The 14,551-nt window shown below is 58.6% G+C and carries 16 protein-coding genes; 9 read left to right on the forward strand and 7 right to left on the reverse strand.

Features of this window, described 5'->3' with window-relative positions:
- Window positions 1–46: 46 nt before the first annotated feature.
- The 3 genes from ltaE to ACSPHG_RS15585 all read left to right on the forward strand — a co-directional run bounded on the left by ltaE (window position 47) and on the right by ACSPHG_RS15585 (window position 3,615).
- The gene (gene ltaE, locus ACSPHG_RS15575) at window positions 47–1,048 is read left to right on the forward strand and encodes a low-specificity L-threonine aldolase (RefSeq protein ID WP_435954414.1); all 1,002 of its coding nucleotides are present in this window, start codon (window positions 47–49) and stop codon (window positions 1,046–1,048) included.
- A 16-nt stretch (window positions 1,049–1,064) separates the two neighbouring features.
- On the forward strand, window positions 1,065–2,516 hold the full coding sequence (locus ACSPHG_RS15580; RefSeq protein WP_435954415.1) for an SDR family oxidoreductase: 1,452 nt from the start codon (window positions 1,065–1,067) through the stop codon (window positions 2,514–2,516).
- An 88-nt stretch (window positions 2,517–2,604) separates the two neighbouring features.
- Window positions 2,605–3,615: a 3-beta-hydroxysteroid dehydrogenase gene (locus tag ACSPHG_RS15585; RefSeq protein WP_435954416.1), complete on the forward strand. Its 1,011-nt coding sequence runs from the start codon at window positions 2,605–2,607 to the stop codon at window positions 3,613–3,615.
- 5 nt (window positions 3,616–3,620) lie between these two features.
- Here the strand turns inward: ACSPHG_RS15585 and ACSPHG_RS15590 are convergent, their stop codons facing one another.
- Entirely contained in the window at window positions 3,621–4,451 is an 831-nt protein-coding gene (locus ACSPHG_RS15590) for an N-acetylmuramoyl-L-alanine amidase (RefSeq protein WP_435954417.1), read from the reverse strand.
- Complete coding sequence (locus tag ACSPHG_RS15595; protein ID WP_435954418.1) at window positions 4,448–4,771, reverse strand: heavy metal-binding domain-containing protein; 324 nt, start codon at window positions 4,769–4,771, stop codon at window positions 4,448–4,450. The genes ACSPHG_RS15590 and ACSPHG_RS15595 overlap by 4 nt, the downstream gene beginning before the upstream one ends.
- Window positions 4,772–4,879: 108 nt before the next feature.
- Here ACSPHG_RS15595 and ACSPHG_RS15600 point away from each other — a divergent pair, with 108 nt between their 5' ends.
- From ACSPHG_RS15600 to artJ, 6 genes are all read left to right on the forward strand, one after another.
- The gene (locus ACSPHG_RS15600; protein ID WP_435954419.1) at window positions 4,880–5,407 is read left to right on the forward strand and encodes a lipoprotein; all 528 of its coding nucleotides are present in this window, start codon (window positions 4,880–4,882) and stop codon (window positions 5,405–5,407) included.
- 237 nt (window positions 5,408–5,644) lie between these two features.
- Complete coding sequence (artP, locus tag ACSPHG_RS15605) at window positions 5,645–6,373, forward strand: arginine ABC transporter ATP-binding protein ArtP (RefSeq protein WP_435954420.1); 729 nt, start codon at window positions 5,645–5,647, stop codon at window positions 6,371–6,373.
- 20 nt (window positions 6,374–6,393) lie between these two features.
- Window positions 6,394–7,125: an arginine ABC transporter substrate-binding protein ArtI gene (gene artI / locus ACSPHG_RS15610; protein ID WP_435954421.1), complete on the forward strand. Its 732-nt coding sequence runs from the start codon at window positions 6,394–6,396 to the stop codon at window positions 7,123–7,125.
- An 8-nt stretch (window positions 7,126–7,133) separates the two neighbouring features.
- Window positions 7,134–7,850: an arginine ABC transporter permease ArtQ gene (artQ, locus tag ACSPHG_RS15615; RefSeq protein ID WP_435954422.1), complete on the forward strand. Its 717-nt coding sequence runs from the start codon at window positions 7,134–7,136 to the stop codon at window positions 7,848–7,850.
- A complete protein-coding gene (gene artM, locus ACSPHG_RS15620; protein WP_435954423.1) occupies window positions 7,850–8,518 on the forward strand; it encodes an arginine ABC transporter permease ArtM in 669 nt (222 codons plus the stop codon). The genes artQ and artM overlap by 1 nt, the downstream gene beginning before the upstream one ends.
- 153 nt (window positions 8,519–8,671) lie before the next feature.
- Window positions 8,672–9,403, forward strand: a complete 732-nt coding sequence (artJ, locus tag ACSPHG_RS15625; protein WP_435954424.1) for an arginine ABC transporter substrate-binding protein ArtJ — start codon at window positions 8,672–8,674, stop codon at window positions 9,401–9,403.
- A 472-nt stretch (window positions 9,404–9,875) separates the two neighbouring features.
- Here the strand turns inward: artJ and rlmC are convergent, their stop codons facing one another.
- The 5 genes from rlmC to potG form a co-directional block, all read right to left on the reverse strand.
- Entirely contained in the window at window positions 9,876–11,003 is a 1,128-nt protein-coding gene (gene rlmC / locus ACSPHG_RS15630; RefSeq protein WP_435954425.1) for a 23S rRNA (uracil(747)-C(5))-methyltransferase RlmC, read from the reverse strand.
- 48 nt (window positions 11,004–11,051) lie between these two features.
- The gene (locus ACSPHG_RS15635) at window positions 11,052–11,540 is read right to left on the reverse strand and encodes a YbjO family protein (RefSeq protein WP_435956038.1); all 489 of its coding nucleotides are present in this window, start codon (window positions 11,538–11,540) and stop codon (window positions 11,052–11,054) included.
- Between the two features lie 62 nt (window positions 11,541–11,602).
- The gene (gene potI, locus ACSPHG_RS15640) at window positions 11,603–12,448 is read right to left on the reverse strand and encodes a putrescine ABC transporter permease PotI (protein ID WP_435954426.1); all 846 of its coding nucleotides are present in this window, start codon (window positions 12,446–12,448) and stop codon (window positions 11,603–11,605) included.
- A complete protein-coding gene (gene potH, locus ACSPHG_RS15645) occupies window positions 12,445–13,398 on the reverse strand; it encodes a putrescine ABC transporter permease PotH (protein ID WP_435954427.1) in 954 nt (317 codons plus the stop codon). Before potH ends, potI begins: the two co-directional genes overlap by 4 nt.
- 9 nt (window positions 13,399–13,407) lie before the next feature.
- Window positions 13,408–14,538: a putrescine ABC transporter ATP-binding subunit PotG gene (gene potG, locus ACSPHG_RS15650; protein ID WP_435954428.1), complete on the reverse strand. Its 1,131-nt coding sequence runs from the start codon at window positions 14,536–14,538 to the stop codon at window positions 13,408–13,410.
- Window positions 14,539–14,551: the final 13 nt, after the last annotated feature.

Here is a 14,551-nt window from a genome sequence, read left to right on the forward strand (position 1 = left end):
ATCCACCCTACAAAAAACCGTTTCCCACACTTTTCAGGAACCTACCGTGATTGATTTACGCAGCGACACCGTAACCCGCCCTTCAAAAGCGATGCTTGAGAAAATGATCGCCGCCCCCACCGGCGACGACGTTTACGGCGATGACCCGACGGTCAACGAACTCCAGGCCTACGCCGCCCGCATCAGCGGCAAAGAGGCCGCCCTGTTTATGCCCACCGGCACTCAGGCAAACTTAGTTGCGCTATTAAGCCACTGCGAGCGCGGCGAAGAGTACATCGTGGGCCAGCTTGCGCATAACTACCTCTACGAGGCGGGCGGCGCGGCGGTATTGGGCAGCATCCAGCCGCAGCCGATTGAGGCGAATCAGGACGGCACCCTGCCGCTCGATAAGGTAGCGGCGAAAATCAAGCCGGACGACATTCACTTCGCCCGCACCAGGCTGTTAAGCCTTGAAAACACGCACAACGGCAAAGTGCTGCCGCGCGAATATTTTCAGCAGGCGTGGGAATTTACCCGCAAGCACAACCTCGCCCTGCACGTCGACGGCGCGCGTATTTTCAACGCCGTGGTGGCCTACGGCTGCCAGCTTGAAGAGATCGTGCGCTACTGCGACTCCTTCACGATTTGCCTCTCCAAAGGGCTGGGCACGCCGGTTGGCTCGCTGCTGGTCGGTAGCCACGAATACATCAAGCGCGCGACGCGCTGGCGCAAAATGGTCGGCGGCGGCATGCGCCAGGCCGGTATTCTCGCCGCGGCCGGGCTGTACGCGCTGGAAAACAACGTGCAGCGCCTGCAGGAAGATCACGATAACGCGCACTGGCTGGCCGGTGAACTGCGTGAAATCGGCGTCGACGTGCAGCGCCAGGACACCAATATGGTGTTTGTCCGCGTTCCGGCTGAACGAACCGAATCGCTGGGCAAATTCATGCGCGAGCGCGGCGTATTGATGAGCGCCGGGCCGGTGACGCGCCTGGTCACGCACCTCGACGTCAGCCGCGCGCAGCTCGCCGAAGTGGTCAGCCACTGGCGCGCCTTCAACCAGCAGTAACTGAGGAACAGGGAAGATGACGCAGCCGCAGAGGATCCTGGTGCTCGGTGCCAGCGGTTATATAGGCCAGCACCTGGTGCCGGAATTATCACGCAGCGGCCATCAGGTGATGGCCGCCGCCCGCCGCGTCGACTGGCTGAAGAAGCAGCAGTGGCCGGGCGTGGAGTGCCGCCGCATAGACTTACAGTGGCCGCATCATCTTCCGGCGCTGCTCGCGGGCGTCGACACGCTTTACTATCTGGTTCACAGCATGGGCGACGGGCCGGATTTCGTAGCCCATGAACGCCAGGCGGCGCTTAACCTGCGCGATGCGCTGGCGGAAAATCCCGTCAGGCAAATCATCTTCCTCAGTTCCCTTCAGGCGTCGGACGGCGACCAAAGCTCCGATCACCTGCGCGCCCGCCAGATGACGGCGGATATCCTGCGTGAATCGGGGGTGCCGGTCACCGAACTGCGCGCCGGGATCATCATCGGCGCGGGGTCGGCCGCCTTCGAGGTGATGCGCGACATGGTGTATAACCTGCCGGTGCTCACGCCGCCGCGCTGGGTGCGATCGCGCACGACGCCTATCGCGCTTGAAAATCTGCTGTTCTACCTCGTTGCCCTGCTCGACCACCCCGCCCAGGAAAGCCGCGTGTTTGAGGCCGCAGGGCCGGAGGTGCTCAGCTATCAGCAGCAGTTTGAACGCTTTATGGCGATAAGCGGCCGCCATCGCCCGCTGATTCCAATCCCTCTACCCACCAGCTGGATCTCCGTCTGGTTTCTGAATGTGATCACCTCCGTTCCGCCGACGATCGCCAAGTCGCTGATCCAGGGGCTGAAGCACGATCTGTTAGCCGACGATCGCGAGCTGCGGGCGCTGATTCCCCAGCGGCTGCTGACCTTTGACGACGCCGTGCGCGCCACGCTTGCCGATGAAAACAAGCTCGCCAACTCGCAGGACTGGGGCTACGACGCGCAGGCGCACGCCCGCTGGCGGCCCGATTACGGCTATTTCCCGAAGCAGGCGGGCTGCAGGGTGCAAACCAGCGCCAGCCTGAGGGATTTATGGGCCGTGGTGAACCAGCTTGGCGGCGAAGAAGGCTACTTTTTTGGCAATATTCTCTGGCAGACGCGCGCGTTGATGGACCGCATGATTGGCCACAGGCTTGCGAAAGGGCGGCCCGCACACCCGATGCTGGAAGTGGGCGACGCGGTTGACAGCTGGAAAGTGATTATCGTCGAACCGCAAAAAGAGCTGGCGCTGCTGTTTGGCATGAAAGCGCCGGGGCTTGGGCGGCTGACCTTTACCCTGCAGGACGAAGGCGTGCATCGCACGCTGGACGTCCGCGCCTGGTGGCACCCTCACGGCACCGCCGGGCTGTTCTACTGGCTGGTGATGATCCCCGCGCATTTGTTCATTTTCAAAGGCATGGCGCGGCGAATCTGCCGTCTGGCCGAGCAATCTTCGCGCAAACAGGGTCTATAGTTCTTATTCTTACTCACAGGGCATTGCAAGCGTTGCCGTTTCACGGAAAAATGCCCGCGTTTATCTCAATCAAAATGAGTTGGTCTACATGAAGGTACTGGTCACGGGCGCCACCAGCGGCTTAGGCCGAAACGCGGTCGAATATCTGCGAGCCAAAGGTGTCAGCGTTCGCGCCACCGGCCGCAATGAAGCGATGGGCAGGCTGCTGGAAAAAATGGGCGCGGAGTTTGTGCATGCCGACCTGACGGAGCTGGTTTCCTCGCAGGCGAAGGTAATGCTGGCCAACGTCGACACGCTCTGGCACTGCTCGAGCTTTACCTCGCCGTGGGGCACGCAGGAGGCCTTCGACCTCGCCAACGTGCGCGCCACCCGTCGCCTGGGCGAATGGGCCGTGGCCTGGGGCGTGCGCAACTTCATCCATATCTCCTCGCCGTCGCTCTATTTTGATTATCACCACCATCGCAATATCAGCGAGGACTTCCGCCCGGTGCGCTTTGCCAACGAGTTTGCGCGCAGCAAAGCCGCCAGCGAAGAAGTGATTCAGCTGCTTGCGCAGGCGAACCCGCACACCCGCTTCACGATTTTGCGCCCGCAAAGCCTGTTCGGGCCGCATGATAAGGTCTTCTTCCCGCGTCTGGCACAGATGATGCGCCAGTACGGCAGCGTGCTGCTGCCGCGCGGCGGCGAGGCGATGGTCGATATGACCTATCTGGAAAACGCCGTCCACGCGATGTGGCTGGCCTCCGAACGCGAAAACCTGCCGTCCGGCCGAGCCTACAACATCACCAATATGGAACCGCGCCCGCTGCGCACCATCGTGCAGAAGCTGATCGACGATTTAGACATCACGTGCCGCATCCGCTCCGTGCCCTATCCGATGCTGGACATGATCGCGCGCGGCATGGAAAAGCTCGGCAACAAGTCGGCCCGCGAACCGGCGCTGACGCATTACGGCGTGTCGAAGCTGAATTTTGATTTGACGCTGGATACGACGCGTGCGGAAACCGAGTTAGGCTACCAGCCTATCGTCACGCTCGACGAGGGGATTCGCCGCACCGCGCTGTGGCTGAAAGACCACGGCACGTTGCATCATCGCTAAGCCCCTTAGCCCTGCCCGTACTTCTCCAGCAGGGCTTCCACAATAGCCTGACTCTGCGCGTCCGCCACGCCGTTATATAGCGCCGGGCGGAAGTGCATCTGGAAGGCGCCGATCACCCGCCGCTGCTCGGCCTCCGTCATGCCCGCCTGCACCTGATAACCGTAGCGCGAAAGTAAATCCAGCAGGCTGGCGGTGTCCACCGGCGCGTAAGGGTCGCGCCCGTTCAGGTAAAACGCCACGCGTGACGCATCCGGCCAGGCGCCAATGCCCTTTTCAGCCAGCTGCTGCCAGGGGAAGAGCGGGCCGGGGTCGACCTTGCGCTGCGGAGCAATATCCCCGTGGGCGACGACGTTCTGCGGCGCAATGTTATAGCGAACGATAATGTCCTTCGCGAGCTTCTCAAGCACGTCGATTTGCGGGGCGTTAAACGGATAAAACTGCAACACGTCCCCACGGCGCGTATAGCCTTTGTTTTCCAGCTCGATGCCGATCGACGTATCGTTGATGCGCGTGGCACCGCGCCAGAAGCTGACGCCCGCGTGCCAGGCCAGCTCGCTTTCCGGCACCAGCTGCCAGATAACCGGCTTGCCGCCGGCAAGCGGCGGTTTGTCGGGGATCAGATAGTGCGAGCTGACGTTTGCGTCCGTAAGCGTAGAGAGCGAACCGTGAAAATCATCGGCGGTGTAATGAATCACCAGCACCTTCACGCGCGGATAGGCCGCCTGGGCCTGACGGCGGGTGTCGATTTTATAGCTGCCCTTATCGACGATGCCCTGCTCGCTGGCGCAGCCCGTCAGCAGAGCCGCAACCAGCAGCGCGGTAAGACGGCCTTTCATCGACGGGTTTTCACCGCCGTCCCCGTGACGCTGACCATCAGCATACTGCTGTCTTTGCCCACGGTTTCATAATCGATATCAATGCCGACCACGGCGTTAGCGCCCAGGCCTTCCGCCTGTTCCTGCAATTCTCGGAAAGCGATTTCACGCGCCTTGCGCAGCTCTTTTTCATAGGCACCCGAGCGGCCGCCGACGATATCGCGTACCCCGGCAAAAAAATCGCGGAAAATATTCGCGCCAAGAATGGCTTCTCCGGTCACGACGCCGCAGTACTCGGTGATACTCTGCCCTTCAAGCGTAGGGGTGGTGGTAAATTGCATTGGCTTCTCCTCTTAGCTGGATCAATATCTTAGCGTCTTGCTCGCCACGCATTTTGACAACGATACGCTATGCTAAGGTAGTCCTCCTGAGAAAATAAGGAAATAAAAATGCGCAGCTCAGTTTTGGCTCTTCTTCCGTGCGCCATGCTCCTCACGGCCTGTACGAGCACCGTTAACCCAGCGTTTAAAGATATTGGCACCCGCAGCGGCCCGTGCATCGACGGCGGCCCGGATAGCGTCGCGCAGCAGTTTTACGACTACCAGATAGCCCATAAGTCGATGGGCACCAGCGGACTGACCGGCCTGCGTCCGTACCTTAGCGATTCGCTTTCGCAGCAGCTACAGAAAGCCAGCGCTTCGCCGAACGCGCAAAATGCATTTATGCGCAGCGATATATTCACCAGTAACGCACAGGGCGCGGACAGTGCAGAAGTCGCTTCGGCTTCCACCATTCCGAATACTGATGCACGAAATATTCCGCTACGCGTGAGGCTGACCAAAGGTAGCCAAACCTGGCTGGATGAGGTGCTGATGATTCGCGAAGGGCAATGCTGGGCCGTCGATGACGTTCGCTACCTCGGGGCCAATAGCCACGCGCCTTCCGGCAGCCTGCGTCAGGCCATTGAAACCAACTAATTGCTGTTTATTTGCACTCGCGGCGGGGTGAAAGTCATAACCCATATAAATAGTCTGGAGTTTTCACATAACTCCGCCATTTATTCTTACCCCCACCCCGCCCCGCTATTTTGTGCTAGTTTTAACAGTAGAACTTGGTTGTTTTTAAGTTTTAACGCACAAAGATTGCATAACTATTCTGTTAAAGGTAATCTTTGCGGCCTCAATTGCTATGTAACCGCAACGTAACCGCAACGAATGAGTATTCAACTAAACGGCATTAATTGCTTTTACGGCGCGCATCAGGCGCTGTTTGACATCACGCTAGAGTGTCCGCACGGCGAAACGCTGGTGCTGCTGGGTCCAAGCGGCGCGGGCAAGAGCTCGCTATTGCGCGTTCTCAACCTGCTTGAGATGCCTAAATCAGGTCAGCTCAACATCGCGGGCAATCATTTCGACTTCGTAAAAACGCCCGGCGAGAAGGCCATACGCGAGCTGCGTCAGAACGTGGGCATGGTGTTCCAGCAGTACAACCTCTGGCCGCATCTGACCGTCCTGCAAAACCTGATTGAAGCGCCCTGCCGCGTGCTGGGCTTAAGCAAGGATGCCGCTCGCGCTCGTGCTGACAAGCTGCTAGAACGCCTGCGCCTGAAACCTTATCAGGACCGCTATCCGCTGCACCTTTCCGGCGGCCAGCAACAGCGCGTAGCCATTGCGCGTGCGCTGATGATGGAGCCACAGATCCTGCTGTTTGATGAGCCAACCGCCGCGCTCGACCCTGAGATCACCGCGCAGATTGTAAGCATCATTCGCGAACTGGCAGAAACCAACATCACTCAGGTCATCGTGACCCATGAAGTGGAAGTGGCGCGTAAAACCGCCAGCCGCGTGGTGTATATGGAAAACGGCCATATCGTGGAACAAGGTGATGCGAGTTGCTTTGCCAACCCGCAAACCGAAGCCTTTAAATTCTACCTATCACACTGATGTTGAATGGGAAAATGACAATGAAAAAAGTTCTGCTTGCTACATTGCTCGCCGGTCTGAGCCTTTCTGCCACGGCTGCACAAACGATTCGTTTTGCCACGGAAGCGTCCTACCCTCCGTTTGAATCCATGGATGCCAACAACAAAATCGTTGGCTTCGACGTCGATTTAGCCAACGCGCTGTGTAAAGAAATTGATGCGACCTGCACCTTCTCCAACCAGTCGTTCGACAGCCTGATCCCAAGCCTGAAGTTCCGCCGCATCGACGCGGTAATGGCCGGTATGGACATCACGCCCGAGCGTGAAAAACAGGTTCTGTTCAGCAACCCGTACTACGACAACTCCGCCCTGTTCATCGGCCAGAAAGGCAAAGTTGCCGATATCGCGGCGCTGAAAGGCAAAAAAGTTGGCGTGCAGAACGGCACCACGCACCAGAAATTCATCATGGATAAACATCCGGAAATCACCACCGTGCCTTACGACAGCTACCAGAACGCCAAGCTGGATCTGCAAAATGGCCGTATCGACGCGGTATTCGGTGACACCGCGGTGGTAACCGAATGGCTGAAAGCCGAGCCGAAGCTTGCGCCTATCGGCGATAAAGTGACGGATAAAGGCTACTTCGGCACCGGTCTGGGCATCGCTGTTCGTCAGGGCAACACTGACCTGCAGGCGAAGTTCAACACCGCGCTTGAGAAAGTAAAGAAAGATGGGACTTACCAGACCATCTATGAAAAATGGTTCCAGAAGTAGTCGCCTGAATGAACGAAATGTTTCCATTAGCAAGCGCCGCCGGGATGACCGTCGGCCTTGCCGTTTGCGCACTGATTATCGGCCTTGCCCTGGCGATGCTTTTTGCCGTCTGGGAGTCCGCCAGGTGGCGTCCCGTGGCATGGATTGGCTCAGCGCTGGTCACCGTGCTGCGCGGCCTGCCTGAAATCCTGGTCGTCCTTTTTATCTACTTCGGCTCTTCTCAGCTGCTGCTCACCCTGTCGGACGGCTTTACCCTGAACCTTGGGTTTGCGCAAATTCCAGTGCAGATGCAGATTGAAAACTTCGACGTTAGCCCGTTCCTGTGCGGCGTCATTGCCCTTTCCCTGCTTTATTCCGCCTACGCTTCGCAGACGCTGCGCGGCGCGCTGAAAGCGGTGCCCGTCGGGCAGTGGGAATCCGGCCAGGCGCTGGGCCTGTCGAAAGTGGCGATCTTCTTCCGTCTGGTGATGCCGCAGATGTGGCGTCACGCGCTGCCGGGCCTCGGCAACCAGTGGCTGGTGCTGCTTAAGGATACCGCGCTGGTGTCGCTTATCAGCGTGAACGACCTGATGCTGCAAACCAAAAGCATTGCCACGCGCACCCAGGAGCCATTTACCTGGTACGTGATCGCCGCGGCAATCTATCTGGTCATTACGCTGGTCAGCCAGTACATCCTGAAGTTAATCGACGCGCGCGCCACGCGCTTTGAACGGAGGCCCGGCTGATGCTTGAGTATTTACCGGAGCTTCTGAAAGGGCTGCATACCAGCCTGACGCTGACCGCCGCTTCTATCGCCGTGGCGCTGGTTTTGTCGCTGATTTTCACCATCATTCTGACGCTCAAAACGCCGGTGCTGGTGTATATCGTTCGCGCCTACATCACGCTGTTCACCGGCACGCCGCTGCTGGTGCAGATCTTCCTCATCTATTACGGGCCGGGGCAGTTCCCGTCGATTCAGAACTACCCCGTCCTGTGGCACCTGCTCTCCGAGCCTTGGCTGTGCGCGCTGATTGCGCTTTCCCTGAACAGCGCCGCGTACACCACGCAGCTGTTCTACGGGGCTATCCGCGCCATCCCGGAAGGCCAGTGGCAGTCCTGCGGCGCGCTGGGGATGAGCAAGAAAGACACGCTGGCAATTTTGCTGCCTTATGCATTTAAACGCGCCCTGTCGTCATACTCCAACGAAGTCGTTTTGGTGTTCAAAAGCACCTCGCTTGCCTACACCATTACGCTGATGGAAGTGATGGGCTACGGGCAGCTGCTGTACGGACGCACCTACGACGTCATGGTGTTTGGCGCAGCGGGCCTCGTTTATCTGGTGGTCAACGGTATCCTGACCCTGCTGATGAGGCTTATCGAACGCCGCGCGCTGGTGTTTGAACGCCGTAACTGATAAGCCTTCGAAGGCGGGGATATTCCCCGCCTTTTTTCTATTCTGATAAATATAATTATACAAAATAATTGAATATAAATTCATTTACTGGCAAGGTTGTTTGACGTCGGGAAACGGCGAACATAACAAACACGACAGACGGGAGCAGCACATATGAAGAAGTTACTTTTGGCCGCCATGCTCGCTACGGCCGCGTTCAGCGCCACCGCCGCAGACAAGATCAACTTTGGCTCTTCGGCCACCTATCCGCCTTTTGAGTCGCTGGATGCCAGCAATCAGATCGTCGGTTTTGATATCGACCTCGCCAATGCTTTATGCAAACAGATGCAGGCCGACTGTACCTTTACCAACCACGCCTTCGACAGCCTGATCCCGTCTTTGAAATTTCGTAAATACGACGCGGTGATCTCCGGAATGGACATCACGCCCGAGCGCAGCAAGCAGGTCGCCTTTAGCGATCCGTACTACGCCAACTCCGCCGTGGTGATCGCCAAAAAAGGGGCGTTTACGTCTCTGGCCGATTTAAAAGGCAAACGCATCGGCATGGAAAACGGCACCACGCACCAGAAATACCTCCAGGATAAGCACCCGGAGATCAAAACGGTTTCCTATGACAGCTACCAGAACGCGATTATCGACCTGAAGAATGGCCGCATTGATGGGGTATTTGGCGACACGGCGGTGGTTAACGAATGGCTGAAAACCAACCCGCAGCTGGGAACGGTGGGCGAGCACGTGACCGATCCGCAGTATTTCGGCACCGGTCTGGGAATTGCGGTTCGCCCGGAAAACCAGGCGCTGCTGAAAAAGCTGAACGCCGCGCTGGCGGCTATTAAGGCTGACGGCACCTACCAGAAAATCAGCGATAAGTGGTTCCCGCAGTAAATCCTTTCGGCAATGGCGGATGGCGCTTCGCTTATCCGCCCTACAGCTGCCCTACGACCGCATGACAAAACATACGGCGGATGACGTTTCGCTTATCCGTCCTACGGCTGCCCTACGACCGCATGACAAAACATACGGCGGATGACGTTTCGCTTATCCGCCCTACAGCTGCCCTACGACCGCATGACAAAACATACGGCGAATGGCGCTTCGCTTATCCGCCCTACGGCTGCTCTACGACCGCATGACAAAACATACGGCGGATGACGTTTCGCTTATCCGTCCTACGGCTGCCCTACGACCGCATGACAAAACATACGGCGGATGACGCTTCGCTTATCCGTCCTACGGCTGCCCTACGACCGCATGACAAAACATACGGCGGATGACGTTTCGCTTATCCGTCCTATAATTGCCGGCTCAAACGTAGGTCGGATAAGCGTCAGCGCCATCCGACACTTCTCATTCCCGCTTAAACCCGCACCAGCAACGCCAAAACCTCATAATGCGCGGTATGCGGGAACATATCGAAAAGCTGAATCCGCTCGACCCGGTAACCCGACAGCGACGCAATATCCCGCGCCATGGTCTGCGCGTTGCAGCTTGAATAAACGATGTATTTTGGCGCAACGCCGTTCAGGTAATAGCACAGCGCCTGGCCGATGCCGCGCCTTGGCGGATTCACCAGCACCAGATCGGGAATGTCCTTTTGGTCAGTGGCAAACTGCGTGGAATCCAGCGCCTGGAAGTGAATATCGTTAAGGCCTAATTTCTCCGCCGACTGGCGCGCGCTGGCGATGGCCTCCGGCGCTATTTCAATTCCGGTCAGCTTCATTTCGGGCGTGGCGCAATGCAGGCCGAAGCCGCCCACGCCGCAGAATAAATCCCACATGTGCTTAACCGGCAGCTCGCCAACCCAGTCACGCGCGGTGGCATACAGCGACGCGGCAACCGTCGGGTTAGTCTGGAAGAAACTCTGCGGGCGAATATACAGCGGCACGCCGTTGAACTGCTCTTCCAGCGCGCGCCTTTCGGTGAGGGGGATTTCCTGCTCGCCTTCCATAATCGCCATATGGACCGGCTGAATATTTGCCGAGATAACTTTTAGCTGCGGCAGTTGCTCTTGCAGCCACGGCAGCGCTGCGCGCAGCTGTTCCAGCTTGCTTTCCGAGCGCAGCACAACGCGCAGCATCAGCCCGCCGTCGAGCTGGCTTTCGGTCAGCAGCAGGTACTTCAGCTCACCCCGCCTGCGCGCCACGTTATACGGTGTAAGACCCGCGCGGGCGATAAAAGGTTTAAGCGCCGCGAAAACCACCTGAAAAGAAGCCGGGTAAAGCGGGCAGTCGGTCAAATCTTCCGGGGTGCCGTCGCGGTGCAGCATACCGAGCAGCGGTTTTTCCACGCTGCCGCTGACCACCATTTTGGCCTTATTGCGAAACGCCTGCTCCGGGCCGCTAACGGGATCGCGCCACTCCTTCACCGCAACGTCGCCCAGCAGCCTGTGCAGGTCGTTCATTTTAGCGGCGAGCTGATCGGAAACCGGCTGTTCAATCCACTGACAGGAGCGGCAACGGCCAGCATCATAGAGTGCGCAATGCATAGTAAAACCCAGAGTAATAGCGAGGGCGCGGATTATAGCACCGCAAGCCTACTGAAGTTTGAAAAAAAGCCGGCTGCGGGACGGGACAAAAAGCAGAAACAGCACCAGCAGGTCCGGCAGCTTCTGCATCATCAGCGAGCGGAATATTTCGCGCTTCGACTCGCCGGGAATGCTGAACAGCTCGGGATAGCCCCAGCCCAGCGACGCGGCCCACAGGTAGCTGACGGCGATAACCTGCGTGGCGAGATACACCCAGCGCCCCCAGGTTCTGCCTTTGAGAATGACAAACGCGCAGCGTATCTCGACGCACAGCATCACCAGGCTGCCGAGGAAAATCAGCGTCAGCGGCCACGTCTGCACGCTGCGGTGCACGAAATCGAGCATGCCCCTCACGCCCAGCAGGTTAAGCAGCATCAGCAGATCCAGACAACGCGTTGTCAGAATAGCGATGGCCGCCACGCTCACAAGCGTAGGGACGTTTAATTTGGCCTGGTTATTACGTCGTTTCCTGAAAATTTGCTCAACCTCGCGTTCCATACGGCACAGTGCCGCGTCAGGCGCGGCACTGGAGGCAATAATCATTGCAGATTTTTCGCATTTCAGCCACGTCTTGCACGCTGGATATCGCGCAGTCGCTGCTTTTCTGCTCTCGCCATAAACCACCAGGCGATCAGGCCGATAACCCCGACCACGCCAAGAATGATCGACGCCAGCGCGTTAATTTCTGGATTCACCCCCATGCGCACGTTTGAGAACACCAGCATTGGCAGGGTTGTCGCGCCCGGGCCGGAAACAAAGCTCGCGATCACCAGGTCATCCAGCGACAGGGTAAAGGCCAGCAGCCAGCCGGAGATAATTGCCGGCGCAATCATCGGCACGGTTACCACAAAGAACACTTTCAGCGGCGTAGCGCCAAGATCCATCGCCGCCTCTTCAATGGAACGATCGAGTTCGCGCAGGCGTGAGCTAATCACCACCGAAACGTAGGCGGTACAGAACGTCACGTGGGCGAGCCAGATGGTCAGCATGCCGCGATCGCTCGGCCAGCCGATGGCGTGGCCCAGGGCTACAAACAGCAGCAGCAGCGACAGCCCGGTGATCACGTCAGGCATAACCAGCGGCGCGGTGAGCATAAACGCAAAGCCCGTCGAGCCGCGAAAAGTGCCAAAGCGCACCATCACCACGGCGGCAATCGTCCCCAGCACCACGGCCATGGTCGCCGCCGCGGCGGCAATCGTCAGGCTAAGCCCGACCGCGCTCATCATCGCGGAATCCTGGAACAGCTCCACGTACCAGCGCGTAGACCAGCCTGCCCAGACCGTCACCAGCTTCGAGCTGTTGAACGAGTAGATCACCAGCATCAGCATCGGCGCGTACAGGAAGGTAAAGCCGATAACCAAAATCGCGATTCGCCACGGGGAGCGCACTACCGGAAGGTTGTTCATGCGCTCTCCCCCGAGGCTCTATTCTGGTATTTGTGGAACCACATAATCGGCACAATCAGCAGCAACAGCATAACGATCGCCACGCTCGAGGCCACCGGCCAGTCGCGGTTGTTAAAGAACTCCTGCCACAGCACGCGGCCAATCATGATGCTGTCCGGCCCGCCGAGCAGTTCCGGGATCACAAACTCCCCTACCGCCGGGATAAACACCAGCATGGAACCCGCGATAATTCCGCCCTTGGTGAGCGGCACAATCACGCTGAAGAATGTTTTAAGCGGGCGCGCGCCCAGGTCCAGCGAGGCCTCCACCAGCGAGTAGTCGATACGCGTCAGCGCGGTATAAATCGGCAACACCATAAACGGCAAATAGGCGTACACAATGCCGATGTACACCGCGAGGTTGGTGTGCAGAATCGTCAGCGGCTGATCGATAACCCCCAGCCAGAGCAGCACGTTGTTGAGCACGCCGTTGTTTTTCAGGATCCCCATCCACGCGTAGACGCGGATAAGAAACGACGTCCACGACGGCAGAATCACCAGCAGCAGCAGGATGTTGCGCGTAGAAGGCTTGCTGTGCGCCACCGCCCACGCGAGCGGATAGCCCATCGCCAGGCAGCAAAGCGTCGAGACGGCGGCAACCTGCAGCGACTGCAGGTAGGCCTCCGCGTAGAGCGGATCGTCGGTGAGCTGGAAATAGTTGGCGAAATTCAACGCAAGCGTCAGACGATCGTCCGCCCACGTCCAAAGATCGGTATACGGCGGGATCGCCCGCGCCATCTCCGCAAAGCTAATCTTAAAGACGATGAGGAACGGCAGCATAAACAGCAGGATCAGCCACAGATACGGCAGCGCGATAACCAGCTTGCGGCCGTGCGCCATCTGCATGCGCGCGGGCCAGGCTTTCAGCCCGCTGGCCGCTGGCCGCGCCTGGCGTTCGGTAATCAGACTCATACGCCCTCCTTAAACCGTCAGCACCACGCAGCTGTCGGCATCCCAACAGAGGCGAACTTCATCTCCCCACGTCGGGGCACCCTTGCGAAAACGCCGATCGTTCTGCATCTGCGCGCTGATCATCTGCCCGCTCTTAAGCCGCACGTGATAAATCGACAGGTCGCCCAGATAGGCGATGTGCACCACCTCCCCCACCGCAAAGTTGAAGCCGTCGGCGGGCGGTTCGTCGCAGAGCATCACTTTTTCCGGGCGCAGCGCCACGTACACCGGCACGCCGTCGACCACCGAGGCATCCGGGTCGACCTTCAGCGGGTGAACAAGCCCAGGGCTGTCGATAACCAGACCGTCATCTTCGCGGGATTTAAGCAGCCCTTCGAACACGTTGACCGAACCGATAAACTCCGCGCTGTAGCGGGTGCTGGGGTGTTCGTAAATTTCCTCCGGCTCGCCGATTTGCACGAACTTGCCGCGGTTCATAATGGCGATGCGTCCGGCCATGGTCATCGCCTCTTCCTGGTCGTGCGTCACCATCACGCAGGTCACGCCGACGCGTTCCAGAATATCGACAACCTCAAGCTGCATGCGGTCGCGCAGCTTTTTATCCAGCGCGCCCATGGGTTCATCAAGCAGCAGCAGCTTGGGCCGTTTCGCCAGGCTGCGCGCCAGGGCCACGCGCTGTCGCTGGCCGCCGGAAAGCTGGTGCGGCCTGCGTTTGGCAAACTCCTGCATATGCACAAGCGTCAACATTTCCTGCACGCGCTGGGTGATTTCGGCCTTCGGAAGCTTGTCCTGCTTGAGGCCGAAGGCGATGTTCTGCTCAACGGTCATGTGCGGGAAAAGCGCGTAGGACTGGAACATCATATTGATCGGGCGCTGGTAGGGCGGGACGTGGGACAAATCCACGCCGTCGAGCACGATCTGCCCGGCGCTGGGCGCTTCGAAGCCCGCCAGCATGCGCAGCAGCGTCGATTTTCCGCAGCCGGACGGCCCGAGCAGCGCAAAAATTTCGCCTTTGTAAATAGTCAGGCTGACGTCGTCCACGGCGTGCTGACCGTCGAAGGATTTGGTCAGGTTGCGGATTTCCAGCAGCGGGGTCAGCGCTTTACTTTTCGCCTGCGGGCGGGGAGTGGCGTCGTTCAATTATGTTGCTCTC

Source organism: Dryocola baronae (assembly GCF_051297175.1).
Lineage (GTDB): Bacteria > Pseudomonadota > Gammaproteobacteria > Enterobacterales > Enterobacteriaceae > Dryocola.